This is a genomic window from Microcoleus sp. B4-D4 (assembly GCF_036705185.1).
Lineage (GTDB): Bacteria > Cyanobacteriota > Cyanobacteriia > Cyanobacteriales > Microcoleaceae > Microcoleus.
The window spans coordinates 98,178-123,662 of the sequence record NZ_JAUBTX010000004.1; the positions used below are offsets into that span (position 1 = coordinate 98,178).

General features: G+C 45.0%; 18 protein-coding genes and 1 pseudogene. 4 read left to right on the forward strand and 15 right to left on the reverse strand.

The annotated features are described in order from the left end of the window. The 7 genes and pseudogenes from QUB13_RS05070 to QUB13_RS05100 all read right to left on the reverse strand — a co-directional run. Window positions 1–970, reverse strand: a pseudogene (locus QUB13_RS05070) (hypothetical protein); the annotation flags it as partial. A gap of 3 nt (window positions 971–973) precedes the next feature. Continuing rightward, complete coding sequence (locus QUB13_RS05075; RefSeq protein WP_333379527.1) at window positions 974–1,651, reverse strand: DNA-binding response regulator; 678 nt, start codon at window positions 1,649–1,651, stop codon at window positions 974–976. Window positions 1,652–1,990: 339 nt separating this feature from the next. Then, window positions 1,991–3,262 carry an FAD-dependent hydroxylase gene (locus QUB13_RS05080; protein WP_333379530.1) on the reverse strand — a complete coding sequence of 424 codons (1,272 nt, stop codon included), beginning with the start codon at window positions 3,260–3,262 and terminating at the stop codon, window positions 1,991–1,993. 693 nt (window positions 3,263–3,955) lie between these two features. Continuing rightward, on the reverse strand, window positions 3,956–7,072 hold the full coding sequence (locus QUB13_RS05085) for a PAS domain S-box protein (RefSeq protein WP_333379532.1): 3,117 nt from the start codon (window positions 7,070–7,072) through the stop codon (window positions 3,956–3,958). A 587-nt stretch (window positions 7,073–7,659) separates the two neighbouring features. Then, on the reverse strand, window positions 7,660–8,634 hold the full coding sequence (locus QUB13_RS05090) for a serine/threonine-protein kinase (protein ID WP_333379535.1): 975 nt from the start codon (window positions 8,632–8,634) through the stop codon (window positions 7,660–7,662). After that, window positions 8,574–8,789, reverse strand: a complete 216-nt coding sequence (locus tag QUB13_RS05095; RefSeq protein ID WP_333379537.1) for a hypothetical protein — start codon at window positions 8,787–8,789, stop codon at window positions 8,574–8,576. The genes QUB13_RS05090 and QUB13_RS05095 overlap by 61 nt, the downstream gene beginning before the upstream one ends. A 451-nt stretch (window positions 8,790–9,240) precedes the next feature. Beyond that, entirely contained in the window at window positions 9,241–9,903 is a 663-nt protein-coding gene (locus QUB13_RS05100; protein WP_333379539.1) for a glycoside hydrolase family 108 protein, read from the reverse strand. A 99-nt stretch (window positions 9,904–10,002) separates the two neighbouring features. Between QUB13_RS05100 and QUB13_RS05105 the strand changes: the two genes are divergently transcribed. The 3 genes from QUB13_RS05105 to QUB13_RS05115 all read left to right on the forward strand — a co-directional run bounded on the left by QUB13_RS05105 (window position 10,003) and on the right by QUB13_RS05115 (window position 13,569). Beyond that, window positions 10,003–12,192: an O-linked N-acetylglucosamine transferase, SPINDLY family protein gene (locus QUB13_RS05105; protein ID WP_333379541.1), complete on the forward strand. Its 2,190-nt coding sequence runs from the start codon at window positions 10,003–10,005 to the stop codon at window positions 12,190–12,192. Between the two features lie 206 nt (window positions 12,193–12,398). After that, window positions 12,399–12,995, forward strand: coding sequence for a tRNA-(ms[2]io[6]A)-hydroxylase (locus QUB13_RS05110; protein ID WP_333379543.1), 597 nt, complete (start codon window positions 12,399–12,401; stop codon window positions 12,993–12,995). A 91-nt stretch (window positions 12,996–13,086) separates the two neighbouring features. Next, window positions 13,087–13,569, forward strand: a complete 483-nt coding sequence (locus tag QUB13_RS05115; protein ID WP_333379546.1) for a GNAT family N-acetyltransferase — start codon at window positions 13,087–13,089, stop codon at window positions 13,567–13,569. Between the two features lie 83 nt (window positions 13,570–13,652). Here QUB13_RS05115 and QUB13_RS05120 read toward each other — a convergent pair whose 3' ends face one another. The 3 genes from QUB13_RS05120 to QUB13_RS05130 all read right to left on the reverse strand — a co-directional run bounded on the left by QUB13_RS05120 (window position 13,653) and on the right by QUB13_RS05130 (window position 20,420). Continuing rightward, on the reverse strand, window positions 13,653–17,492 hold the full coding sequence (locus tag QUB13_RS05120; RefSeq protein ID WP_333379548.1) for a PAS domain S-box protein: 3,840 nt from the start codon (window positions 17,490–17,492) through the stop codon (window positions 13,653–13,655). Window positions 17,493–17,776: 284 nt separating this feature from the next. Next, complete coding sequence (locus tag QUB13_RS05125) at window positions 17,777–19,168, reverse strand: malic enzyme-like NAD(P)-binding protein (protein WP_333379550.1); 1,392 nt, start codon at window positions 19,166–19,168, stop codon at window positions 17,777–17,779. Window positions 19,169–20,024: 856 nt separating this feature from the next. Continuing rightward, entirely contained in the window at window positions 20,025–20,420 is a 396-nt protein-coding gene (locus QUB13_RS05130) for a hypothetical protein (protein WP_333379552.1), read from the reverse strand. A gap of 293 nt (window positions 20,421–20,713) precedes the next feature. Between QUB13_RS05130 and argS the strand changes: the two genes are divergently transcribed. Further along, window positions 20,714–22,471 carry an arginine--tRNA ligase gene (argS, locus tag QUB13_RS05135; RefSeq protein ID WP_333379554.1) on the forward strand — a complete coding sequence of 586 codons (1,758 nt, stop codon included), beginning with the start codon at window positions 20,714–20,716 and terminating at the stop codon, window positions 22,469–22,471. 230 nt (window positions 22,472–22,701) lie between these two features. Here the strand turns inward: argS and QUB13_RS05140 are convergent, their stop codons facing one another. From QUB13_RS05140 to QUB13_RS05160, 5 genes are all read right to left on the reverse strand, one after another. Next, window positions 22,702–23,100: a type II toxin-antitoxin system RelE/ParE family toxin gene (locus QUB13_RS05140; RefSeq protein WP_333379556.1), complete on the reverse strand. Its 399-nt coding sequence runs from the start codon at window positions 23,098–23,100 to the stop codon at window positions 22,702–22,704. After that, entirely contained in the window at window positions 23,090–23,650 is a 561-nt protein-coding gene (locus QUB13_RS05145) for a hypothetical protein (protein ID WP_333379557.1), read from the reverse strand. The genes QUB13_RS05140 and QUB13_RS05145 overlap by 11 nt, the downstream gene beginning before the upstream one ends. After that, the gene (locus QUB13_RS05150) at window positions 23,651–24,493 is read right to left on the reverse strand and encodes an ATP-grasp domain-containing protein (protein ID WP_333379558.1); all 843 of its coding nucleotides are present in this window, start codon (window positions 24,491–24,493) and stop codon (window positions 23,651–23,653) included. A 311-nt stretch (window positions 24,494–24,804) separates the two neighbouring features. Further along, on the reverse strand, window positions 24,805–25,236 hold the full coding sequence (locus QUB13_RS05155; RefSeq protein WP_106147661.1) for a DUF4279 domain-containing protein: 432 nt from the start codon (window positions 25,234–25,236) through the stop codon (window positions 24,805–24,807). 23 nt (window positions 25,237–25,259) lie between these two features. Then, the gene (locus QUB13_RS05160; RefSeq protein ID WP_333379559.1) at window positions 25,260–25,415 is read right to left on the reverse strand and encodes a polymorphic toxin type 33 domain-containing protein; all 156 of its coding nucleotides are present in this window, start codon (window positions 25,413–25,415) and stop codon (window positions 25,260–25,262) included. Window positions 25,416–25,485: the final 70 nt, after the last annotated feature.

The following is a 25,485-nucleotide window of genomic DNA, read 5'->3' on the forward strand; positions in this document are numbered from 1 at the left end:
CACTGTAGGCTGCTGCCAGATTATTTTTCGTCGCCGCCCATTCGGGAAAGGCATCGCTGGTGTAGACGGTTAATGCATCAGTGTAAGATGCGATCGCCAGTTCGATATTCTCTGCTTTCTCTCCGCTGATTCTGTCACTGTAGGCTGCTGCCAGATTATTTTTCGTCGCCGCCCATTCGGGAAAGGCATCGCTGGTGTAGACGGTTAATGCAGCAGTGCAAGATGCGATCGCCAGTTCGATATTCTCTGCTTTCTCTCCCCTGATTCTGTCACTGTAGGCTGTTGCCAGATTATTTTGCATCCCTGCCCAGTTTTCGCTTCCGGGTTCCCAATTACTTAAAAGTATTTGATAACCGGTAATGGCAATTTCAAGATTATTCGCTCTTTTCCCCAGCGGAAAGTCACTAATATGAATACTCAAGTTTCCAATGAGGCCGAGAATAGATTCAATTGCTGCGGGATGTTTGGCAATAAAATTCTGGGTCACTTGCTGTAAAATCTCGGCAAAACGGTCATTGAGGAGATGTTGCCGCTCGGCCAGCATGGGGTAAATTACTTTAATATCGCTGTTGCTATCTTGTTCTGCTTGCAATAAGTCTCGGATAAACTCTAAATACTCTTGGGGATTTTCACCTTCAGAGTTATCGCTATCTCCCTCATCATTCATCCCCAAGAATTGCCCTAGCTGACTGACCAAATTCCGTAAAAAATTAGCGTCATTTTCCTGTCCTTCCTCGGCCCGGTTTTCTGCTACTGACTCGCAAGCTTGCAGAAACCCCGAATCTACCAATTCTAAGTTAGCCTGTAAAATCTGCGGTTCCTCACCGTTGGCACAAGTCAGGAGTGTCTCAATCAATTGCAGATAAACTTGGGCGCGGTTTTCATCCATGATGGCGAGGAGGTAGCCAGTAACACCGATGTTTATTTTATCACGATTGATGGTTTGGCGGTTGACGCTCCCCCGTATCAATTTCTACCCAATCCCGAACAAGTAATCGAAATTACCATCTCCCACAGAGTTTTTAAGCGTATTGATAATTTTCCTTGTATTATCGTGAGGCCCTTCAATATAACAAGGTTTTCCATTGCGACCGAATTTCAAGCCAATTTCGCTGGTTGATTCTCCTAAATGAGCCTTCGACTGCTCGAAATCGCGATGCGGTTCAAAGCCTAATGTTTTGGCATAAGCGATCGCGCCCCAAACCAGGGCTTGTGCTTGCTCTAAACTAATCTCCTCGTATTCTTGAATAAACTGCGAGTAACAAAGCTGAACGAAATTTTTATATTGGCTATCGTTGCAGTTACGTGGCGGGATGGCATCCTTGACTCCCAAACACCAGTAGTCGATCAAATAAGAGGCTGCAACAAAACGATTGTATCCCTTGGAACGGGTAACCACCACTAAACCCAAACCGCCCGCTTCAGAGGTTTCATTACGCAACAAGGCATTCGCAAAATTTACATCCACGAGACATTGAGCAACGGGCAATAACTCTCCTTTTTCGGCGCTAGCGAGGGCTGTTTGTTCTGCATGAGATTGAAGAAAGGTACTGACTTCGGATGCTTTCAATCCTAACTTTCGGGCAATTTGTTTGGGCGTTAATTGGCGATCGCGCAGGTTGAGAATTTCTTGTTCTTGTTCGGGCTGCATAGTTTTTCTATTGCCGTCAGGGCTGGGTTCGATCTGAGTCGATCATTGTACCGCGTTTTTGCGACCAACTTCGTAACATTGCAAAGATTGAGGAAAAAACCCAGTTTCTTTGATGGTGCCAGTGGCGAGCAACCTCGGCTATCCCGATAGTCCGCCAGGGGTTTCAACCCCTGTCTCATAGCAAAAGTTCTCTTAAAGAGGACTAAAGAGTTTTTCATTTTTATCTCGGATTTTCAGTCGGTTTCAACCGACTTTCGCTATTAGCCAGGGGTTGAAACCCCTGGCGGTTGTGGCAACACCGCTAGAGTGCAAGCAACATAGGAAAAAACCCGGTTTCTTCTAATTTTTGGCTAATTCCGGCGGCCGCCCCATTAAGCCGGTCATCAAGCGCAATGCTAAAAACCTCACTGGGGGAATTGTCCGCAAACACCACAATCCGAAGCGGCGAAATGCGACTATTGGCAGCCAAGTATTAGAAAATAATCTGTCTAGAAAATCGGTAAATCCTAACACGATTAAATTCTCTTTTTTGCGCCAGTTGTGATACCGTTTCAATACTCGCAAATCGCCGATGTCTTCGCCTTTTTGGTGTGCTTGCTGCAAGATTTGGGCGATCGCCCCTGCGTCTCGAATGCCCATATTTAATCCCTGCCCGCCCACGGGATGGCAGCAGTGGGCCGCATCGCCAATTAGTGCTAATCTGGGCAAAACGTAGCGATCGCTCTGCATTAACTGCACCGGAAACAAAAAGCGATCGCTCTCCAATTCCAAGTTTCCCAAAATCCCGCCCGTGCGCTGTTCCAACAAAGTCAAAAACTCTTTTTCATCCATTTGTTGCAAAGCTTTAGCTTCCGCGTGGGGTGCTGTCCAAACTACTTGACAGCGGTTCCCAGGTAATGGTAAGACTCCCATCGGGCCGCTCGGCCAAAAGCGCTCAAAAGCGATATCATTGTGCGGTTTTTCTGCTTTAATAGTAATCGCAATGCAGGATTGCCAGTATTTCCAGCCGCGAGTGCCGATATTTGCTGCTGTGCGGATTCGAGATTTAGAACCGTCGGCGGCAACTAACAATTTAGTACGAATTGTGCGAGTTTCGCCGTTTTGTTTGATGTGAATTTCAGCGCTATTATTTAAATATTTTACATCTATTACTTCCGCCGGACAAACCCAACTGAAATTTGGATTTTTTGCCAAACATTCGTGCAAAGCTGACAGCATGACTCGGTGCTCGCCAACGTAACCTAAAGCTGTTTTTGGTACCGGCAATTTGCCAGTATTTCCCAAATCCGGGCGGTGGAATTCGACGACACCGGGATAGTCGCCGTCGCAGAGGCTAATTTGCTCGAAGGTGGTGATTTGCGGCAAGATTTGCTGCCACACGCCGATACCTTCTAAGATCATTCCCGATAGCAGGGTGATTGCGTAAGCTTGTTTTTTGGCTGCTGCGGCTGCGGGGAGTTGGGTTTCAATTATGGCTATTTTTAAGCCGGAATCTTTTAAAGCGCAGGCTAAGGTAGCGCCGACTATACCGCCTCCGACGATGGCTATGTCAAAGTCGAGTGTTGGTGTTTGAGTCGAGGCTGCGGTTGGAGAAAGTTGGTTTACGGGCATTTTCAAGGAAGTTTGTCAAAGTAAATTGGATAGTTGCTTTTTTATTGTAAAGAATTATTTCGATTTTGGGCGATCGAAAAGCGGAGCCTCTGGATATGGGTTCGGAGGCTGAGGCCGGGAAGCAGAAAATCGCGGTTTAGCTCCCCGACTTCTTTAATAAGTAGAGGAAATGGATATTTTCACATAAAAAATAACAGGTAACGGAGGATGCGGCAATACAGTTTCTTTACCGTAAGAAACTAATTTTTCTATTAACTGCGGGGAAATGGCGCTGCCATCTCCTGACTGTGGATAATATTAATTCCGATGCTGCCGGATTGGATATTGTTGTTTATGATAGCGAAAAACTAACAATTAATAACTAACAATTAAGAGGGCGGGAACGCACCATCCACCGCCCCTACCTACTGACTATTAACTAATGACTACTAACTAATGACTAATGACTACTGACTAATGACTAATGACTACTAATACCAAATCCGGGTAATATACCCCCTTGATGATTCGGCGGTTGAAACCGCATCTACACAAACGATGTCGGCCTGCGCCGACTGGTTCATACAGGGGATATAAACCCGGATTTGGTATAACAAATGAGGGCGGGCACGCACCATCCACCGCCCCTACCAACTAACAACTAACAACTAACAACTGACAACTAACAACTGACAACTAACAACTAACAACTGACTACTGACTACTGACCATTTCCATGATTTTTTCCGCCGCCAGGGCTGATACGTTCTGGCAAATGGGAATCTCGATGGCAAACTCTGCACCTTCCCCGGACGCAGAAAGACACTGCAATTTTCCTCGGTGTTTTTCAACTATAATTTGATAGGCGATCGACAATCCTAATCCGGTACCTTTTCCGACTTCTTTAGTAGTAAAAAATGGGTCGAACAATTTGCCAATAAATTCTTGCTTGGCTCCCATTCCGCTGTCAGCAATCCGAATTGTTGCCATGTCTGAATCCGCACTGGTGCTAATCCGAATTGTGTTGGGGCGAGAATATATTTCTTTTGAAGAATGCTTGCTGTTGTATTCTTCGATGGCATCGATCGCATTTGTAATAAGATTCATAAATACTTGATTGAGCTGACCTGGATAGCATTCGACTTTTGGGAATGTACCGTATTCTTTGATAATTTTAATAGCCGGACGAGCTGCATTAGCTTTGAGCCGGTGCTGCAAAATTAGCAAGGTGCTTTCAATTCCTTCGTGAATGTCTACTCGCTTCATCTGCGATTCGTCAAGTCGCGAAAAGTTACGCAAGGATACAACTAAGTCGCGGATGCGATCGGCTCCTACTTTCATGGATTCCAAAATTTTCGGAAAGTCTTCCATTAAGAAATTAATTTCAATATCTTCGGCTGCTTCTACAATTTCCGGGAGGGGATTTGGGTATTTTTCCTGGTAAAGGTGGAGCAAACCGAGCAAGTCTGTAGCATATTTGCTGGCGTGGGTGATGTTGCCGTAGATGAAGCTAATTGGGTTGTTAATTTCGTGGGCGACGCCGGCGACTAACTGCCCAAGAGAAGAGATTTTTTCGGTTTGGATGAGTTGAGTTTGGGTTTCGTGCAAGTCGCGGAGAGCTTTTTCTAGCTGGATTGCTTGCTGGCGGTACTGTGTGGCTGACTGTTCCATCGCTGCCAAAACTTGCACTCGATCGCTAATGTCGGTGTGAGTTCCCACCCATTCGCGAACGCTGCCGTCTGCGGCTAAAACTGGAACTGCGCGCACCCAGAAGTGCCTGTAGCTGCCGTCTGCTGCCCGCAAGCGGTGCTCGACTTCGTAGAGACTTTTGGTTTCAAATGCGCGCATCCAAGCTTGTATTGTGCGATCGCGATCTTCTGGGTGCACTGATTTTATCCAGTAGTCCTTGTCTTCTTCCAAACTTTGCCCTGTATATGCCATCCATTCAAGGGGGGCGATCGGCTTGCCGTCGGCGTCTGTCATCCAAACCATCTGCGCGGTGGCTGCAATCAGCGATCGGTAACGTTCCTCGCTCAGACGCAGCGCTTGTTCAGCTTGTTTGCGATCGCTCATGTCGCGGGCAATAGTTGAAATGTATGCGAGTTTGCCGTCGGATGCCGAGTGGGATAGGATGACTTGGCTGACGGGAATTTCCAGGCCCGATGCTGAGACAAAGGTTGTTTCTCCACTCCAAAAGCCCTCGGAAACAGCGGTGGCGATCGCGCCTTTCAAAGCACTGCGGGCTGAGGCTGCCGTGAATTCTGCAACTTGTCGGTTGGATACATCTGCATTTTCGTCTATACCCACCATTTTTCGGCCTGCTTTGTTGATGTAAACGGCACGTCCTTCGAGGTCGCAGATACCTACAAAATCCGGCGTTGCTTCCAGAATCGCTGCCAGACTTCTGTTGGCAATTTCGGCTTGTTTGCTCTCAGTAATATCCCGCGCGACGCTAACTATTCCGCTAATGTTTCCTTGCCCGTCCCGGTAAGCGTTTTTTGTCGAAAGAAATGTCCGCAAATTGCCTTTAATTGGTAGTTCTTCTTCGATAACTTGCGTTTTTCCCGCTGTTACAATCTGGCGATCTGTTTTCCTAATATTGCTCGCAATTTCGGGCGGAAATAACTCGCTGTCATCTCTGCCAATAATTTCGCCGACCGATTTGCCAATTATACTAGCGCCCGCATCGTTTAGCATGATGTAACAACCATGAATATCTTTGACAAATAGGGCTGTTGGCGTACTGTTAATGACTGTCACCAGCAGGTTGTAGTTTTTTTCAAGCGCCTGCTTTGTTGTTTGAGAATTTATAATTTGTTGCTGCAATTGCTCGTTGGCGAGTTGCAGTTGGAGAGTCCGTTTTTCAACTTGAGTTTCTAAGTCGGATTTAGCTTTCCTAAGTCCCAGTTCTGCTCGATAGCGCTTCCGGTCTGCGGTACACAGAGTTTTCGCGTTCTGCCAAATCAGAACTGTAAAAACGATCGCATTCAAGACACTTAACAGCGATAGTCCTAGCTCTGGTTCGTAGGCTTGAAATCGCTCTCCGTAAATGATTAAAAAACCCGCTAAAGGCGGAATAATGATTGCCTGCGGCAACAAGCGCCTTGCCATGATGCCGCCCGCGCGATCGCTCGCCATTACTGCTATTAATCCTTGCTCTGGATTGGTAAATAAAATGCCGAGGCTGAGCAACATAAATGCTGCGGACGTGTGCAAAGCCATGCCTGTATGATCGCCAATTCGGTAAAATAAAGCTTTGCCGTAGAAATAGCCTATCAAACCCAGAAATGCAATTAAAAATGTACAACAGCTTAATATTTGAACCGGCGGGTATTTAGGGCGGCGTTGTGACAGCAGCAACTGGGCTGTTCCCAGAAATAAAAAAGCAGCAGCAGTATTTGGTGCCATGCGTCCTGGTGTTCCGGGGTTTGGCAAGGTGTAACTTTCTTTAAATAACAGTTGGTCGATGCCTAATTCTAAATTAAAGCTGTATTGAACTAAGGTTAACAGGCTAATTAGTATGATTAAAAAGGAACTGCTAACAATTAAAAATTTAAATATTTTTTGAAATTTTATTGTTGTTAATTTGGCGCGTTCTTGTTGTTGGAGGCACAGAGAAAGCCCGCCCAAAATAAAGCATACTGCTGTATTGGCTTTCATTGTTACGAGTCCGGGCAGAATGCTTTTTAAGAGTTGCAGATCGAAGATCCAACCCAAAATGACTGTACAGCCGATCGCGATTACTGCAATTCCAGCTTTTTTGGCAAAAGACTGGAGCGCAACAATTGTGGTTGAAGGTGGCTGCGCTTGTGCGGGTTCAAAACGTTCCAATTTCTCGATACCTCAAATTATTGGAGTTTATACTTATCTAAGGTAACAATAAAGACTGTCGTTATATTGTTGCGCCTTATACAAAGCTGCTTAATATCTTGTGAAAATTGCCTAGCCAAAAATATTAATTATCTTATCTAATTTCAGAGAGAGTGTCAACTAAAAGTAGAAGGCTAGAGATGTAGAAAAAATTTGGCGTAATTCAATATTTTTTTGGGCTGGTTAGTGAAAATCAAAGATTGCTTGTTTGTTGTTCCTTCGGTTTTTTTCATTCTATGTCAAAAATTAGCCATCGCCCGATTCATCGGTTCAGGCGAGTGTTTGCAGTCAGTCGTTGGAGGGGTTATGGTGGCGGATTGTGCGATCCTCTGCGTTGATGAGCCTCCCATAGGGGCGGGCTGCACTAACGGCACAAAAAATAAGACTCGGCGGTTGAAACCGCGTCTACACAAACAAAGTCCGCGCAACGCGAGACTCAATAGGGCGTATTAAAACCGGATTTTGGTATCAAATCTCACATCAATGGTCTTGGGTTTCGTTCTTTAACTAATGACTAATGACTAATGACTACTGTCAACTGTCAACTGTCAACTGTCAACTGTCAATTGTTGAAGTGCGAGCATTGCTTCGGTTGCTGATGGGTAACGCTGGGGAAAAGCGTACAGCACCATCTGGTCTAAAATGCTAGCAAACTCCGGGGTGACAGTTGCATTTTTCTGCCAGATGAGATTGCCTAAATTATCGACTTTGAGTTGTTTCGGCCGCATCCCTGTCAAGGCTTGAATGCCGATGATTCCGACAGCGTAGATGTCGCTGCAAAATTTTGGCGAACCGATGGCTTGTTCGGGGGGAATGTAGTCTTGCTGGGTGCCGCCGCGCGATCGCGTTTGACCTGTGCTATTTTGCGAAATGTTGATTTCTTTAACTGCTCCAAAGTCAATTAATACAATCTTGCCGTCTGATGCGCGCTCGATTAAGTTTTGAGGGTGAACATCGCGGTGAATTACATTTTGTTTGTGAACGAAGGCCAGGACTTCTAAGATATCTTTTAACAAAGCAATAACGCGATGTTCTTCCCAGGGTTGACCTTCGATTAATTCTTGATACAGGGGTTCTCCTTCGATGAATTGATAGACTAAATAAAAATATCCATCTTCTTCAAATCGAGCTAACAATTCCGGTATCCGATCGTGTTTCCCTAAGCGATACAATACGCGCGTTTCTCGATCGAATAGCTGGCTGGTTCTGTCTGACTGGCTTTTCAGGCGCTTGACGAGACACAAAGGTCGATCGGGCAAATTTTCATCTTCAGCGAGATAGGTATCGCTGTACTCGGTGCTCGCCAAATGTTCTCGGATTCGGTAACGCATCCGCAGCAGTTGTCCCAATATCGGATCCAGAGATTGAGGTGGTTGCGTGCCTTTTTGTACACCTCTGATGATGCAGTCCCAAAGGTTTGCTCCGACTACTCTTTCTTCTGCTTCAATAATTCCTGCTTGCTTCAGTACCTTGGTGAGGTCTTTCCACAAGTTGTAGCCGACATACCGCGCCAGGTAGCCCACGGTGTAGCCACGGGCGGATCGTTTTGCTGAATTTCTTGATACGTCAAACCCCCTAAAACGCCTCGCGCGATCGACTGTTGCAACCGAGTTAGGCGTTTTTGGGTTTGTTCGTACACCAGATTGTCTAAAAAATTTATTGCTTCTTCTACTGTCATATTTTCATGGTTTAAGTTACTCGTGCAGCCGCTATAGGTTTTGTTTTTATGTTTCTGTTATGGGCGGTTTATGTTCAACTGATTAGTCTTTTAGGATCGAAAACTTAATAACTTAAGCACTTCCTACAGTCTTTTCTTATCTAAGGATCGAAAACTTAATAATACCAATTTCATAAAGTAGCGCTAGATATTACCCCCCCGAACTCGCGGGGGGCTAAGACTTCATCTATAGCACATCTTTAGAAAAATGGTATAACTTAAGCACTTCCTACAGTCCTCTCTCCAGAAGCCGCGAGATAGAAGGAGGCAGAGCCTCCGCACCTGCATTACCAGGCAGAGCCTGGTAACGAGCAATTTTATTTGTTGATTATAATTCGGAATTACCAACTGCTTTCCTGCCAACAACCAACAACAAACAACCAACTGCCAACTGACAACAATCAACTGCCAACTACTTAATCTTGTTTACGTAGCCCCACAAACTGTAATCGCGGCTCAGCCAACCCCGAAAAAAAGCCATTTGACTCGGATCTTCTTGCACCCGTTTGTAGCGGTAAATAATCCGTTCGTTAATCATTTGTAGCGCTGTATTTTTGTTGTTAGCGACTTTCAATGCTTCCCTGGTGCGCGCGTCAAAAATGCCGCTTTGTGGCAATCCCAAGGCTTGCTGGAGAAATGTAATAGAATTGTTAATACCGAAATTAACTGCGGTGTCAAACATGACGATCGCCAAAGCAGGCTGCATAGTTCCCGAAAGACTAGAATCCCAGTAATATTTATAAATTTCTAGGAGCTCTGCTTCCGACATTTGCGTCACGTCAAGGGGCGGCAGCCCGCGACTGTAGCGGTACGAGTTGTATTCTGTTTGCAGGATGCCCCGATAGGTTCTGCCGCCTTTATCGGCTGGGTGATTGCTGAATCCACCCTCAAAATATAAGGTGAAATAAAGAGCAGTTTGAAATACTCGCTGCCGAAAGTTCGCTGTTTGCTGTTGTGCGAGAGTCTTTTGGGCAAAAGGCAAGGGGATTGCTAAGGCTAACAAGAGTATCCCCAGCAGGAGGTTTGGCTTCCACTTGATGTTAGGTTGGTGCTGTGTCGCTTGCTTGTCGCTCATAAATTCTCTGTGACGATCGCGCGTAATTCCGCTAAAACTGGTACTCTGCAAAATAATATAGATTCAACCTTTAACTTGATAGCACAGATAGGCCGCCAAATGAATTCCGATTTTCGCAACCAATCCGAAACACCCCAATTTGAAGATGCTGCATCGCTGACAGTCGTTGCAGAAACCTATTACTCCCAAGGTGATTTAGCAGCAGCAGTCGCTGCTTGTCGCCAAGCTCTGGAATTGCAACCGGATTGCGCGGCGGCTTACGTGACAATGGGTAACGTGCAGCAAGCCAGCGGCCAAATTGAGGAAGCGATGCGGTTTTATTCGGAGGCGATCGCCCTGAATCCCGATTTTGCTGAGGCCTATGCTAATTTAGGCAGTATGCTCTACAAGCAAGGGCGTTTGGTGGAGGCGACTGTCAATTACCAAAAGGCGATCGAACTCAAACCAACTTTGGCCGCTGCTTACTGGAATTTGGCAGGGGCGATGAAGCAGCAAGGGCAGTTTGATGCTGCTGTAGCCTACGAACAAAAAGCTCTCGAACTCAATCCCCATCTGGCTCAGGTAGATTTTTACATAAATTTGGGAGATAAATTAGCGCGGCAGGGGAAGCTAGATGAGGCTGTGGCTGCATGGCAGCAGGCGATCGCATTAAAACCCGATTTACCCGAAGCATACTGTCAAATTGGCATAATTTTGCGCCACCAAGGCAAATTTAAAGACGCCATACCCAACCTGCAAAAAGCCCTAGAAATTAAACCCGATTTTATTTCGGCCCACCAACATTTGTGCGGCATCCTCAGAGATACTAGCAATTTAGCAGCCGCGCGGCAAGCCGTGCACGCATACAGCCAAATGTGCGCCGAAACCGATCCTATTATGACGGCGATTTACTTCGTCAGCACCTATCAAGTATCGGGATTGAATCAAATTGCAGGCGATCGATTTTTAGAATTAGAATCCTACTTGCAGCAAAACTTAGAAACGGCAAGTTCGGTAGAAATTAAATCGCTTTATGCAAACTTCTTATTCAGCACGCCCTATCTGCGAGATGACTTGGCAGCAAACTCTAAACTTTACAGATTAATTGCCAAAAAGTACGTTGACAAATGTATCAAACCTAATTTTCCTCAACCTGCAAATTACAGTTACCAACCAAAAGCCCCAGGTAGCAAATTAAAAATCGGCTTTTTATCCAATCACTTCAGCCGCCATTCTGTAGGTTGGTGCAGCACTGACATCATTCGCGAATTGTCGGAAATCACGCCCAACTTGCATTTATATGCTTCCGAAAGAATTGTTTCTGACGATCGCACTCAGGAATTTGAAAAAATTGGCAAACTGACTTATCCGAAAACTTACCCGAACGGACTTGCCAATTCCGCAGAAATTATCGCCCAAATTCAGCAAGATGAATTAGACGTTTTAGTCGATTTAGATTCTCTCAGCGTACCGATTCACGCAGACATTCTCTACCAAAAACCAGCACCAGTTTGTATTTCTTGGTTGGGATTTGATGCACCTTACATATCCTCGGAAAATTACTTTCTTACAGACTGGCACTCGCACCCAGAAGGTCGCGAAAAATATTATGACGAACAGCTAATTAGGATGCCGGATTCTTTTGTAGCGGTGTCAGGTTTTCAGAGGTACGGAGTCGATCCGGTGGCATTGAGAAGGTCGAATCGGATCGGTTTGGATCAGATAGTTTATTTGTGCGTCGCTCCGGGCCGAAAATTTAATCGCGACTTAGTAAAAGCACAAGTTGCGATTCTCAAACAAGTGCCGAACAGCGTTTTAATTCACAAAGCTTTGGGCGATGCTGCGGTGTTTGAGGCTGCGTATCATCAAGCTTGCGAAGCTGAAGGAGTCAGCAAGCACCGAATTAAGTTTTTGCCGAGGTTTGCTACGGAGGAAGAGCACAGAATTGTCTATTTGCTGGCAGATGTTTTGTTGGATTCCTATCCTTATAATGGAGGAACTCACACTTTAGAGGCTTTGTGGTTTAATTTGCCTGTGGTGACTCGTACTGGAGAACAATTTTTATCGAGAATGGGTTATTCGTTTTTGCAGGTTTTGGGGATGGAAACTGGTGCGGCTCGGTCTTGGGCGGAATATGTGGATATGGGTGTAAAATTGGGTAAAGATGGTGATTTGAGACAGGCAATTAAAGCGCATTTGATGAAGTCTAAAGACCCAGCTAATTTGTCGCCGCTGTGGAATCCTAAAAAGTTTGCTGATGATATGTATGGGGTGTTTGAAAAACTGTGTAAAATCAATTTTGAAAAGTAGGGACACGGCAGTGCCGTGTCCTAGTCCCTGCGCCGGACACGGCAGTGCCGTGTCCCTACAATTAATCGGGCGATGGTTACATTTTTAATCAAGGAAGATGGATTATTTTTGGGTAGGGAAACGGCATTGCCGTGTCCTCGGTTGCCTATCCTTCCGATGCAAAGGTCAACGATATCATTCCTCTCAAATCTAAAATCTAAAATAATATGAGTTTAACACTGCCAACTATTAAGTTTTTGAAACAGCCAACTTCGGAAGCTTGGATCGAACAGGCGATCGCCCATTTGGATACAATTTTGTTAGATCATTCTCACTGCGAGCGGAAAGCGGCGGGAGTAGCGTTAAATTTAATGTTTCGCTACCCAGCGCGGGAAAAGTTGGTGAGGATGCTAACAGCGATCGCCAGGGAAGAATTAGAGCATTTCGAGCAAGTCAACCAGCGGTTGGAACAGCGCGGTATCGCTTTGGGGCCTTTGGCTGCGCCTCCCTACGGTGCCGGTTTGTCCGCCCAAATTCGCAAACAGGAACCGGAGAGACTTTTGGATTCTTTGCTGGTTTCTGCTTTGATTGAAGCGCGGAGTCACGAACGGCTGGGGCTGTTGGGCGATCGTTGTCCCGATGCCGAATTAGCTAAGTTTTACCGCAGTTTGATGGCTTCGGAAGCGCGCCATTATGGGATATATTGGATTTTAGCAACAACTTATTTCGATCGCGCTTTGGTGATAGAACGGCTGGAGGAATTATCATTGTTAGAAAGTCAGTTGCTGGCAACTCTTTATCCTGAACCGAGAATTCACAGTTAAAAGTTGGGTGTATTTCTATACTGTAAAGCACAAATAATCAGTAGTTTTACGGTTGCTACAGCAAACCAATAATTATAATTTTCAACAACCCATGAAAACTCAACATTTAGATTTTTTGATTCGTTCCTGGGAAACGCGCGATCGGGCGGATGCGTTCAATTTAATTAAAAATATTTTAGCAGAGTACGGTTTAAACTGTGAGCCTTGCGGGGCAGATCGAGATGTCTATGATGTCGAATTATTTTATCATAAAAATGGTGGAGAATTTTGGGTAGTAGAACGGCAAGAAGAAATCGTGGGTACGGCCGCTTATTATCCGATTGAACGCGGTAATAATGCTGTAGAAATTCGCAAAATGTATATTTTGCCGGCAGTAAGGCGAAAAGGTTTGGGAAAGTTTTTACTGCAAGAGTTGGAAAGTACAATAATGGCTCGCGGCTTTGATGAAATCTGGATCGAAACGGCTAGCGTTCTCAAGGAAGCTGTTAAGATGTACGAAAATAGCGGATATTTACCGACGACTGGTGTGGAAACGCCAAGGTGCGATCGGGTTTATGTAAAATGTTTAAGTTAAAAGCCAAGTCCAAAAAACCAAGTTCGTAGTGAGGACTTTAGTCCTTCTTTCCCCAAACCCAGTTTGTGGGAATTTTACGGGTTTTAATTTCTTTTTTGCCGCAGCGGAATCTCGATCGCAAATTCGGCACCTTCTCCCACTACAGAATTGCACGACAACTGACCGCCGTGTTTTTCTACGACAATAGAGTGCGAAATTGCTAATCCTAAGCCCGTGCCTTTGCCGACTGGTTTTGTGGTAAAAAATGGGTCAAACAAGCGCTGTTGCACGTCTTCGCTCATCCCTGGGCCACTGTCAGTTATTCGCATCGCCACGCAGTTATTTTCCGTTACTTCGGTACGAATCGTAATTGTGAGATATTTGCCCGTGCGAGCGAAATTATCAATTTCCATTTCCACAGCGTCGATCGCATTTGTCAACAAATTCATAAATACTTGATTTAACTGACCGGGATAACATTCCACTAAAGGCAAGTTACCGTATTCTTTGACAATATTAATAGGCGGGCGATCGGGTTTATTTTTCAGGCGGTTTTGCAAAATCAGCAGCGTGCTTTCGATGCCTTCGTGAATGTCAACTTGTTTCATTTCAGCTTCGTCAAGTCTTGAGAAAGTCCGCAGGCTCAAAACAATGTCGCGGATGCGATCGGCTCCGAGTTTCATAGATGATATCATTTTCGGTAAATCTTCAATAAGATAATCAATTTCCAACTCTTCTCTTGCCTCTAAAATTGTGACAGGTGGCTGCGGGTATTCCTGCTCGTAAAGTTGCAGAATTTTTAGCAAGTTTTGAGTGTATTCACTGGTGTAGCTGAGATTACCGTAGATAAAATTAACCGGGTTGTTAATTTCGTGGGCGACACCTGCTACTAACTGTCCCAAACTAGACATTTTTTCACTTTGAATTAATTTAGTTTGGGTGCGTTGGAGTTGGTACAAAGTTTGTTCTAGGTGTTGAGTTTGAGATCGAGCTAATTCAGCCGCTGTAAGGGTTTGGGTGTATAATTCTGCGTGGTCGATCGCGATCGCAATTTGAGCAGTTACCGCTTGCATCAGCTCGACTTCTGAATCGCTCCAATGGCGCGCGGACACAGCCTGATAGCAGCTAATCGTGCCTATATCGCCGGAAGCAGTATGAACCGGCAGCGACAGCACTGAGTTAACTTGAAATGCCTGGAAAATTGCGCGCACTTCTACATCTTCAAACAAGCTAACATCATCAACTCGCAGAATTTGTTGGCGCAAAATCTGCTGCACTGCGGCACTAGATTTGTCATCTACAGCATAGGCACCAATAAAACTAGGCAAATCTGCATTCTTTGCTTCGCAAACTATTTCCCACATTGGAGGATTGCTGTTGGGGCGATACCAAATGAAGACGCACCAATCTAGCTGCATCAGATTGCGAATTTCTTGAACGGCGGTTGCTAAAATTGTGTCTAAATCCAAAGAATTGCGGATTTGGTTGGCAATTTGATTCAACAGTTGTTCTCGTTGAGCTTGCTGTCTCAGGGCTTGTTCCGATCGCACTAATGTTTCTTCAGCCACCTTGCGATCGGTTAAATCTTGGACGACTGCTTGGATATGTTTTTGATTTCCCACTTCGATGGCTGTCAGCACGACTTCTGTAAGAAACTCAGTACCGTCCGATCGCTCGTGCAGCCAATCAAAACGGTGGTTTCCGTGTTCAAAGGCGATCGCCATCATTTCGCTCGCCAATGTCGAAGAATCTCTGCCATTGGGTTGAAAAGGTGGCGACAATTTACCCGGATGATTCCCAATAAACTGCTCTTTTCCAGTATATCCAAATAGTTTTAATGTGGCGTTATTGACATCGTAAATAATATTTTCATCGGACATAAAAACAGCTATAGTGGTTGATTCGTACAGCGATCGAAATTTGGCTTCCGAATGTTTCAATGCCGCTTCTGTTTGCTTGCGAGCAGTAATGTCGGCAACCATTGCCAAAGCCCCGACATAGCGCCCTTCTTTGTCTGAGAAGGCATTAGTAGAAACCATCGCCCACAAGTCGCTGCCGTCTCGACGAAGGAACTTAAAATCGTGCTTTTCGCTAATTCCTTCACGGCGGCGGTTGAGATTGGCTTCGGCGATCGCCATGCCTTCTGCATCCATGAAAGCAAATAGCGGCTGCCCGATCGTCTCCTCTACGGTGCAGCCGAGCATATCGGCCATTTTTTGGTTGACAAAAGTAGTTTTACCCTCCGCATCGATTATCCAAATTCCTTCATCGGCTGTCTCGACAATGCACCTGTATTTTTCCTCGCTTTCCTTGAGGGCTTCTTCTGCCAATTGGCGCTCAGTAATGTTTTGAGTCATCAACAATCCGCCGGTGATTTCTTGCCGTTGGTTTCTGACTGGCAAAGTGTAAGCGAGGTAGATGCGATCGCGGTAAGTAAATTCTGTTACAACTGTTTCTCCTGCGAGCGCCGCCCGATAATTCGGCTCGACGGCACGGCAAAAATCGGACTCGAATACTTCCCAGATTGTCTTGCCTTCCATCAATTCTTTGGAAAGCCCCACGGCTGCTAATTCTGTACCTTCTACCAGGGTGTAGCGCATTTCTTTGTCAAACAGCATCACCGCACCGTTAGGAATGTTGCTTGCCATCGTGCGGTATAGCTGTTCGCTTTTTTCCAGTGCTGCTTCTGCTTTTTTGCGATCGCTAATGTCAATGACGAGTGCACCGATGCCGATCGCCTCACCGTCTTTGTCTAATAGAGGAAAATAAGAGCCTGTCATGTGTAGCACAACTCCTGGCAGCCTGGGATTTTCAGCGCTCGTCTCGATGTTAACTAAGGGAGTTTTCGTTCTCAATATTTCGGCGTACAAAGGCTCTAGCATTGGAGCGATATGCGGCATTATTTCGCGTAGAGTCTTGCCGAGGTGTTCTGCGGCAGTGAGGCAATTTATTTGTGCTAAAAATTGATTAATTTGCACGTAGCGCAGTTGCGAGTCAAAAATGCAAATTCCCGCCGGGGCTTCCTGCAAAAAGCTATCGAACAGTGCTTTTTTTTGTGCTAATTCTTGTTCTAAAACTTTGCGATAGCTGATATCTGTCAAATAGCCAACCATCCCAATAACTTCTTCCGTCTTGTCTTTCAGCAGCGAAAGTGACAGGTGCGATTCAAATTGTTCTCCAGACTTGCGACAGGTAATAATTTCTACTTCGTGAAAACCTTTTTTTTGTAGGGGTTTGATAACTTGCTCTAATAAAAATTCCTGCTGTTGGGGAGGGTAAATTATAGAAATATGCTTTCCGATTACCCAATCTTCTTGATATCCGTATAACCTTTCGGAGGCTTGATTCCAACTGGTAATATACCCGTCGATATCGGTGCAAATCACCGATTCTCGAATTTGGTCTAAAACCAGACTGTGGTGGTGCAGTTGCGATTTTGCCACTTTGAGTTCGGCGTTTTTTTGTTGGAGTAGTTCCTGAGTTTTTGCCAGTTCAGCAGTCTGCTTCGCGAGCAATTTTTCTAGATTTGAATTGCTGTGCTCTGTTGATTCCAGCGGCTCGCTATTGTCATTCTGAATATTAAAAATTTCTTCCGCACTCAAGCAAATCGCGGACTCTCCTTCTGTTTCAATTGTCCGCTGGGAAACTCGCACGGGTACGAGATAGTTATTTTTATGTTTGTATGCTGCGGCGCACGATCGCGTGGAGCTATTTTTAGTAAGATTTTCTCGATCTTTTTTTGTTTCAGCGCAATCTGTTTGCAGAATTTCCCAGTAGTTGAGCTTGATAGTTTCTGCAACTGTGCGCCCGATCGTACTTGCAAAAGCTGGATTTACGTCCAAAAAAGTCCCGTCCGCGCGGCACAATGCTAGCCCGATAGGACTTAGTTCTAATAAGTTGCGGTTGCTGCGATCGCTCCGGTCTTCTCCTAACTGGCTTTGCATCTGACTTAGCTAGACTTGGGTGATTCAATTGGGAGCATATAGGGCTTTGTAAAAAGCATTTTTTTATTGAGAGTGTTCCGCGCGTGCATTCATTGTAAAACTCGCGAGCCGGGACAGCACTCTAAATGTAAAACAGAGACGCTCCGATTCAATTATATCTTTATTATCTAGTTTATTGTAACTTTTATAACTCGGTAAGGAAGTTCGACTAAGGAAGCCGAACTTCCCTCTATGCGTTACATCAGTTAAATCTGCGATCGAATCCGTTGCGGAACTTCGTTCAATTAATCGCGGGCGATACCTTCGGCGCGGGCGGCCAACTGCACTGCATCGGCGACTGCTATCGCAACTCTTTCGTCAAAAACAGATGGTATAATATGTTCTTTGTCAAGTTGAGAAGAGCTGACTAAAGAGGCGATCGCGTAAGCTGCACCCAAATACATACTGGTCGTAATCGTGCTAGCTTTGCAGTCCAAAGCACCTCGAAATATCCCCGGAAATGCCAAAACATTGTTAATTTGATTTGGGTAGTCGCTGCGTCCGGTGGCAATAATTGCGGCATCTTCCATAATTAATTCTGGCTGAATTTCGGGAATGGGATTTGCCATTGCAAAAACAATCGGATTCTCGGCCATCGATCGCACCATCGATCGCGTCAGCACGCCGGGGGCGCTAACGCCTAAAAATACATCCGCACCGGCGATCGCATCTGCCAAAGTACCGCCCTTGGCCACAGCAAATTCTAGTTTTTCTGGGTTCATGTCCGTGCGCTCTTTGGAGAGGACGCCTTTGGAGTCGCACATGATGATATTTTCGGCACCTGCTTGGCGCAGCAAGCGGGCGATCGCGACTCCGGCCGCACCGGCACCGTTAATCACGATACACACTTCTGCAAGGGTTTTTTTGACAATTTTCAAGGCATTAATTAGTGCTGCCAAACTAACAATCGCAGTGCCGTGCTGGTCGTCGTGAAAAATCGGAATATCTAGAGTTTCCCGCAATCTTGCTTCGATTTCAAAGCAGCGGGGAGAAGAAATATCTTCGAGATTCACTCCCCCAAAAACCGGGGCAATAATCTGCACGGTGCGAATAATTTCTTCGGTATCTTGAGTGTTCAGACAGATAGGAAAGGCATCAATTCCGGCAAATTCTTTAAATAGCATGGCTTTGCCTTCCATGACCGGCAGGGCGGCCTCTGGCCCCAGGTTTCCCAGTCCTAAAACTGCGCTGCCGTCGGTAACAATGGCAACAGTATTTTGTTTGATTGTGAGGTTGTAAACTTGTTGCGGATCGTTGGCGATCGCAGTGCAGATGCGGCCGACTCCGGGGGTGTAAGCCATTGCCAAATCAGACTGGCGTTTGAGGGAAATTTTGCTTTCTACGGTGATTTTTCCGCCTCGGTGCAAGTGGAAAGTGCGATCGTACACGTCGATCACTTTGATATCCGGTAGCGTTTTTACTGCTTGGACTATTTCTTCGCTGTGCTCGGTGCTCGAAGCATCGACGGTGATATCGCGCACCGCAGTAGCGCGGGTTTGCTCGATCGAGTCGATTTGTCCTAAGTTGCCGCCTGCAGAGGCGATCGCGTTGATGACGCTGGCGAGCATTCCCGGCTGGTTCGGCACAGCAACGCGAATCGTTAAACTAAAGCTGGGGTTCGGTGTCAGTTTTACCATGAGGGCTTAATTTGAGATTTGAGAATTTCAATCTTAGATTTTATCGCCCATATTAGACATAAAATTTAATAATTAAAATTTTCAACTTAAATTTTTAACAAATTCTCCGATCGCGGCAGAGCGATCGCACTATATATCGCCGTAGGGTGCGTCAGTTTCAAAGTGTTTGAATTGTGTCAAAAATCGGGACTGACGCACCCTAAGCTTTTGCTCATATAGATTGTGTATGGCAATTGAGGGGGAGAGGGGGATCGGGGGAGAGAATTTGACAATTTTTGATTGTCATCAAAATCTACAATTTAAATGCACAACAGCTTACGAACTACTAGCGATATATCGCCGTAAGGTGCGTCAGTTTCAAAGTGTTTGAATTGTGTCAAAAATCGGGACTGACGCACCCTACTAACTACTAACGATATATCGCGTGGTGAGGTATGCCTTATGCCCTATGCCCTATGCCCTATGCCCTATGCCCTATGCCCTATGCCCTATGCCCTATACCTCATAGGAGAGATCGAAAGGCTCTACTAACTCTCAACTGTCTTTTGAAGCGAGACACCCGGAAATTTTATGCGGCGTTTTGGCGGCTTTGATGGTGGAGCTAAAAAGTAGATGCACGGCTGTTTGAGCCTGCAGGTAAAAATCAGAGCGACTGACAAGCGAGCCTTTTATATATTAATTTTCCCGACTTGTTTAACACTCTTTTATAACGAGTGCAATGTTGCTTTTGATCGAATTACCTGCACGATTTGCCCTCTAGATTCCAGCAACTGAACTAACAAGCAATCTATTCGATGCCTGCAAGCTGCACAGCTTGGGCAGATCGCAGCGATTTGCTGGTTGCTAACTGTCAATTTTAGCGATCGGCAGCAGCATCGGCACATAGAATAGTAAAGAATTTGCAAGCCAGACAATCTGGGGGAACTTTTTCTAAGTCTTGCAGAGCGACCGGTCGATCTGCTTCGCTGCAGGCGGGAACTATGCACAGGGCAACTTGTCCGACTCCAGCCATGAGTTCGGCAACTCGCTCCAAAATACTGTCGATTTTTTCTATTAGTTGCTCTGCTGCATCGAGACTCGGCGCGATAATGAAAAAGGTTTTGACTCCATCGGGACAGGGGGCGAAGCCGAGGGTACAGTCTCGTAATAGTGCTTCGGTGGAGAGACTGAAACCGTTGTAGAAGCGATCGATTACTGCTTGATAAAAGGCTTGGGTCAGAGAACGATCGCCAAAAACAGGTTGAGATAACATAACTACTTCCTTTCGTAGGATTTTTGGGAGCATTGAAAAAATTTTAACATACCTTAATGTAAGCGATTTAACAAAATTATTTAGCGATCGCGATCGTTGACTATATGTGATCTTGACGGGTTTGTTTGGCGATCGGCATTGTGATAATCTGTAATCTAAGATACGAAACGCTGTGATTGAGGTCAGGATAGAAAATATTATCGAGGGGGAAATCCCCCCAGCAGTAAAGCTAAAAGTTGCGATCGACCTCAACCCCTAGCGTTTAAAATAAATATCCAATCAAAATATTAAAGATGAACTCGATCGCCCAACAGTTAAAAACCAGATTTGAAAAAGCCTTCACCTCCGCATTCGGCGAGAGTTATGCGGGTACAGATCCGATGCTAGCCCCTGCGGGAAATCCCAAGTTTGGGGACTTTCAGTGCAATGCAGCTATGAGTTTGGGCAAAAAGTTAGGAAAACCCCCACGGGCGATCGCCTCTACAATCATCGAAAATCTCGACATCGCCGACATCTGCGAAACCCCAGAAATCGCCGGGCCCGGTTTTATCAATTTGAAGCTCAAACCGGCTTATTTGGAAGCGCAAATTAGTGCGATCGCCGCCGACACCCGTTTGGGGATTGAACCGGCGAAAACGCCTCAGAGAGTGGCGATCGACTTTTCGAGCCCGAATATAGCCAAAGAAATGCACGTCGGACACTTGCGATCGACAATCATCGGCGATGCGATCGCCCGCACCCTCGAATTCCAAGGCCACGACGTACTCAGAATCAACCACATCGGCGACTGGGGCACCCAATTCGGAATGCTGATCGCATACTTGCGCGAAGTTCACCCCGAAGCCCTCACAACCGCTGACGCCCTAGACTTAGGAGATTTAGTCGCATTTTACCGCCAAGCAAAACAGCGCTTTGACACAGACGAAACCTTCAAAGAAACCGCCCGCCAAGAAGTAGTAAAACTGCAAGCAGGCGCAGAAGACACCCGCCGCGCTTGGAAATTGCTGTGCGATCAATCGCGCCGCGAATTCCAAGTAATATACGATTTGCTCGATATCAAATTAACCGAACGCGGCGAATCTTTTTACAATCCATTATTGCCCGCAGTAGTCGAAGATTTAACCAATTTAGGTTTGCTAGTAGAAAGTGACGGCGCGAAATGCGTTTTTGTAGAAGGTTTCACCAACAAAGAAGGCGAACCACTACCTTTAATCGTCCAGAAAACCGACGGCGGCTACAACTATGCAACAACAGATTTAGCAGCCATCCGCTACCGCATCCAAAACGACAGTGCAAAGCGCATCATTTACGTCACAGATTCAGGACAAGCCAACCATTTCGCCCAAGTATTTGCCGTAGCCAGAAAAGCCGGTTGGATTCCCGAAGATGTCGAAATTGTCCACGTTCCCTTCGGTTTAGTCTTGGGAGAAGAAGGCAAAAGATTAAAAACCCGTTCAGGAGAAGCTGTGCGCTTGCAGGATTTGCTCGATGAGGCGATCGTCCGTTTCCGCAAAGATTTGAAAAAAAGATTAGAAGAAGAGGAAAGACACGAAACGGAAGAGTTTATTGCTAACGTAGGTCGCGTAGTGGGTTTGAGTGCCGTTAAGTATGCCGATTTAAGTCAAAATCGCGCCAGCAACTATGTATTTAGTTACGACAAAATGCTCGCATTGCAAGGAAATACCGCTCCTTATATGCTGTATGCTTACGCGCGCGTGCAGGGAATTGGTCGCAAAGGCGGGATTGATTTCGATAATTTAGATGCTAGCGCGCCAGTAGTTTTGCAATCTGATGCGGAGTTAGTTTTAGCCAAGCATTTATTGCTGTTCAGCGAAGTCATAAATGCTGTTGAGGGCGATTTGTTGCCGAATCGGATTTGTCAGTATTTGTTTGAATTGAGTCAAAAGTTCAATCAATTTTTTGAGCAATGTCCGGTGTTGAAAGCTGAGGAACCGTTGCGGACTTCGCGGTTAATTTTGTGCGATTTGACGGCGAGGACTTTGAAATTGGGTTTGGAGTTGTTGGGGATTAAGGTATTGGAAAGAATGTAATTTAAAGTTTGTAGTAAGGACTTTAGTCCTTCCAAAATCTTGAACAATACCGATGCCACCAGAAGTTATATTACCCAAAATCAGGACACGGCAGTGCCGTTTCCCTACAATTAATCTGGCAATGGTGACATCTCTCATCGAGTGCTCATGATTATTTCAGGGTAGGGACACCGCACTGCCGTGTCCTCCGTTGCCTTTTTTCAAGATTTGAATTTAATTAATTATAAACTTTAGTCCTTATCTTGTATTTCTTCTGTCGTTTCTCCTGGATTTTCAATCAACTCGTTAAATTCGCTGATAATTGCTAAAATCCGATCGGATGCAATATCTGATTGTTCTGATTTTGAATAAATGGCAATCAAGATTACCATCGTCATTGTTTGAAGATAGTAAATGAATCTATATCCACCGCTTTTTCCTTTTTGAATGTCGCTGTTTTTGACACGCACCTTAAATATCTCGTAACCAGTCCCAGGTATCGGAATCCCCAGCAACTCTCCAGCTTGCAGTTTTTCAATAATCGGCTGAACATCTGATCGAATATGGCGGTACTTTTTAGAGAGAACCCGCAAGTCGCGTTGAAATTCTCGTGTCGGTATGATCTTCCTTAAAGGAGGATTATTCTGCATCAATTCCCTCCCACAGTTCAGAAAGCGGTACAGTGTCTCCTGTCATTGCTTCCTTCCATCCTTGACGAAAACACTCTTCTGCTGACTTCAACGTTTCGTCGCAAAAAACAATTTCTTGTTTTGCGCGTTGGGCAGCAGCCACAAGTTGCGGTTGCGTTTTCTCGAAAGATTCTTCCCATTGAAGCTCATCTTTTAATTCTGCGATATACTCTTTCAAGTATTCTGCTACTTGCTGCTGTAAAGTTTCTGGCAGAGACTCCATCATGTCGATCGCTGTATCAATTCCATCCCACAGTTCTGATACAGGTCTAGTTTTTCCTGTCTTTATTTCTAGCCATGCTTGTCGAAAACTTTCTTCGGGAGATGGGAGTGCTTCTTCATCTTCGTTAGCAAGAACGACGATCCGAACTCTGCGTCCGGCAAATTTTTCGGATAGGGCGAGAATCTCTTCCCACGTTCCCTCTAGTTCTAAAAGTTGTGATGTCATAGCTTTTACTTTTTTTTGAGATAGGGATTTAGTTAATTGTAGCGTATCTCTAAAATCGAGCATTTACGGCTTTTTGTCAACAATCAAGCTCTCCAGAAGACCTTTAAACATTGTTACGACAATTTGGCGATCGTTATCTCTCACAAAAATATCGTAATTGGGACTTGAGTTAATTTCAATCAACCAATATTGTCCGTTTTTATCTAGCGCAATGTCAAGCCCCGCATAATTAATCGCCATTTCATCAAAAACAGGTTTAACAAAATCTTCAATCTCCGACATGAGAGCGGGATTAATTATATGTTTAGCTTTTGCACCTTCCCAGTGCAGCGGGCTTAAGTTCCCCGCAAATTCAGCCTGAGATTTGTCTTTTTCGTACAGCAAAACTAGCTTTTCTTTGCAGAATACAGCCCGATATTCGTGGGCAATTTCGATATATTCTTGAGCTAGCGCCACATAGTCATAATCTTTGCTGTTGACGTTAAATATAATTTCTAGGGCTTCTTTAATTTGCTCTATAGTTTTACATAAAAAAACATTGTTGCCACCAGCACCGCGATTTCTTTTGAGAATCACCGGGAAAGCGAATTTTTTGTTTACTTCTAAAACAATTGATTCAATATCTGGGAAACTCAAATACTTTTTATACTTCTCCTCGCAGTGAGGCGAGACAAAACTGAGAGTTTTGGGAGTATTTATCTTGCCGTTTAATAGTTGATAGGTATATTCTTTGTCTTTAAAAATCTCTGCTGCTGACGCGCTGTTAAATGGCGTCATGTAATTGACAAAATAATATTCTTCGCCGCCGTGTTTGATTCTAATCAAGTTTTGGGTAGGATGCAGGATTTCGCAAGGGATATTTAATTCCTCACAAGCTGCCAGCAGGATTTCAATATTCGTTAGCATAATTTGAACAGGATAAATTTTTAGGACTTACGCGCCCTGACCTCAGAAACCCGGTTTCTAGCCACCATGCGTAAGCCTTGATTTTTTTCATTCATACTGTACCACAGGAGGAAGCAATGAGACTAAAAGGGCGATCGCTCTTTGCAGAACAACCCTATACCCCAATACGGTTTACTTAACACTATTTATGCGCCGGAGATCCCCCTAAATCCCCCTTAAGAAGGGGGACTTTGAGAGCATTCTTGTCCCCCCCTTTTTCAAGGGGGGTTAGGGGGGATCTGTCTTAAGTGAACCGTATTGCCCTATACCCCTCATGCTGCTACTGCTTCATCCGAGGCAGTCTCCTCTGGCAAAACATAAAAATCTACATCAATTGCCGCATTCAATTGATGTACTTTTTCAACAATATATTTATCAAAATGAATCGCTGGGATGCTGCCACTTCTGTAATAAATGACGCAAGAAATCTCGACTTTACAATGCTTACACAACTCTACCAAAGATAGCCATCCCGGTTGAAGTTGTTCCATCACAGATTTAATGTGAGATTCTAAGTCGTCCGACTTGCTAAGTTGAGAATCTACTCTCCAGCCATTGTACTTTTTGCGGATAGTAGCCTTTGAGTGAATTAAATCGCCAATTTTCCAAGTTTTACTTGGTTTTATGCCGACTTTTTCTGTTACCTCTTCTGGAGATAAGTCAGTTCCAATTAAGGCAAAATAAGCGTAAATCTCTGATTCCATCCTCAAACTCCTGTTTAATATGATTAGAAATCATTAATGTTTATATCTGTTGGTTCGCCCGGACTCATACCGCCTTTAGGTTTGACATATATGTTTCCATCTCTGTCTTTGTAAAGGTCTTTTTTAGAGGCATTTTCTTCGTTTTTGATTTCGTGTATGTCAATTTCTCCTATTTTCAATCTCTCAATCTCCTGCTTGGTAAGCAGCTTGTCTTGTCTTGTCTCCAGTTTCGCTCTTCTGCACTATTCC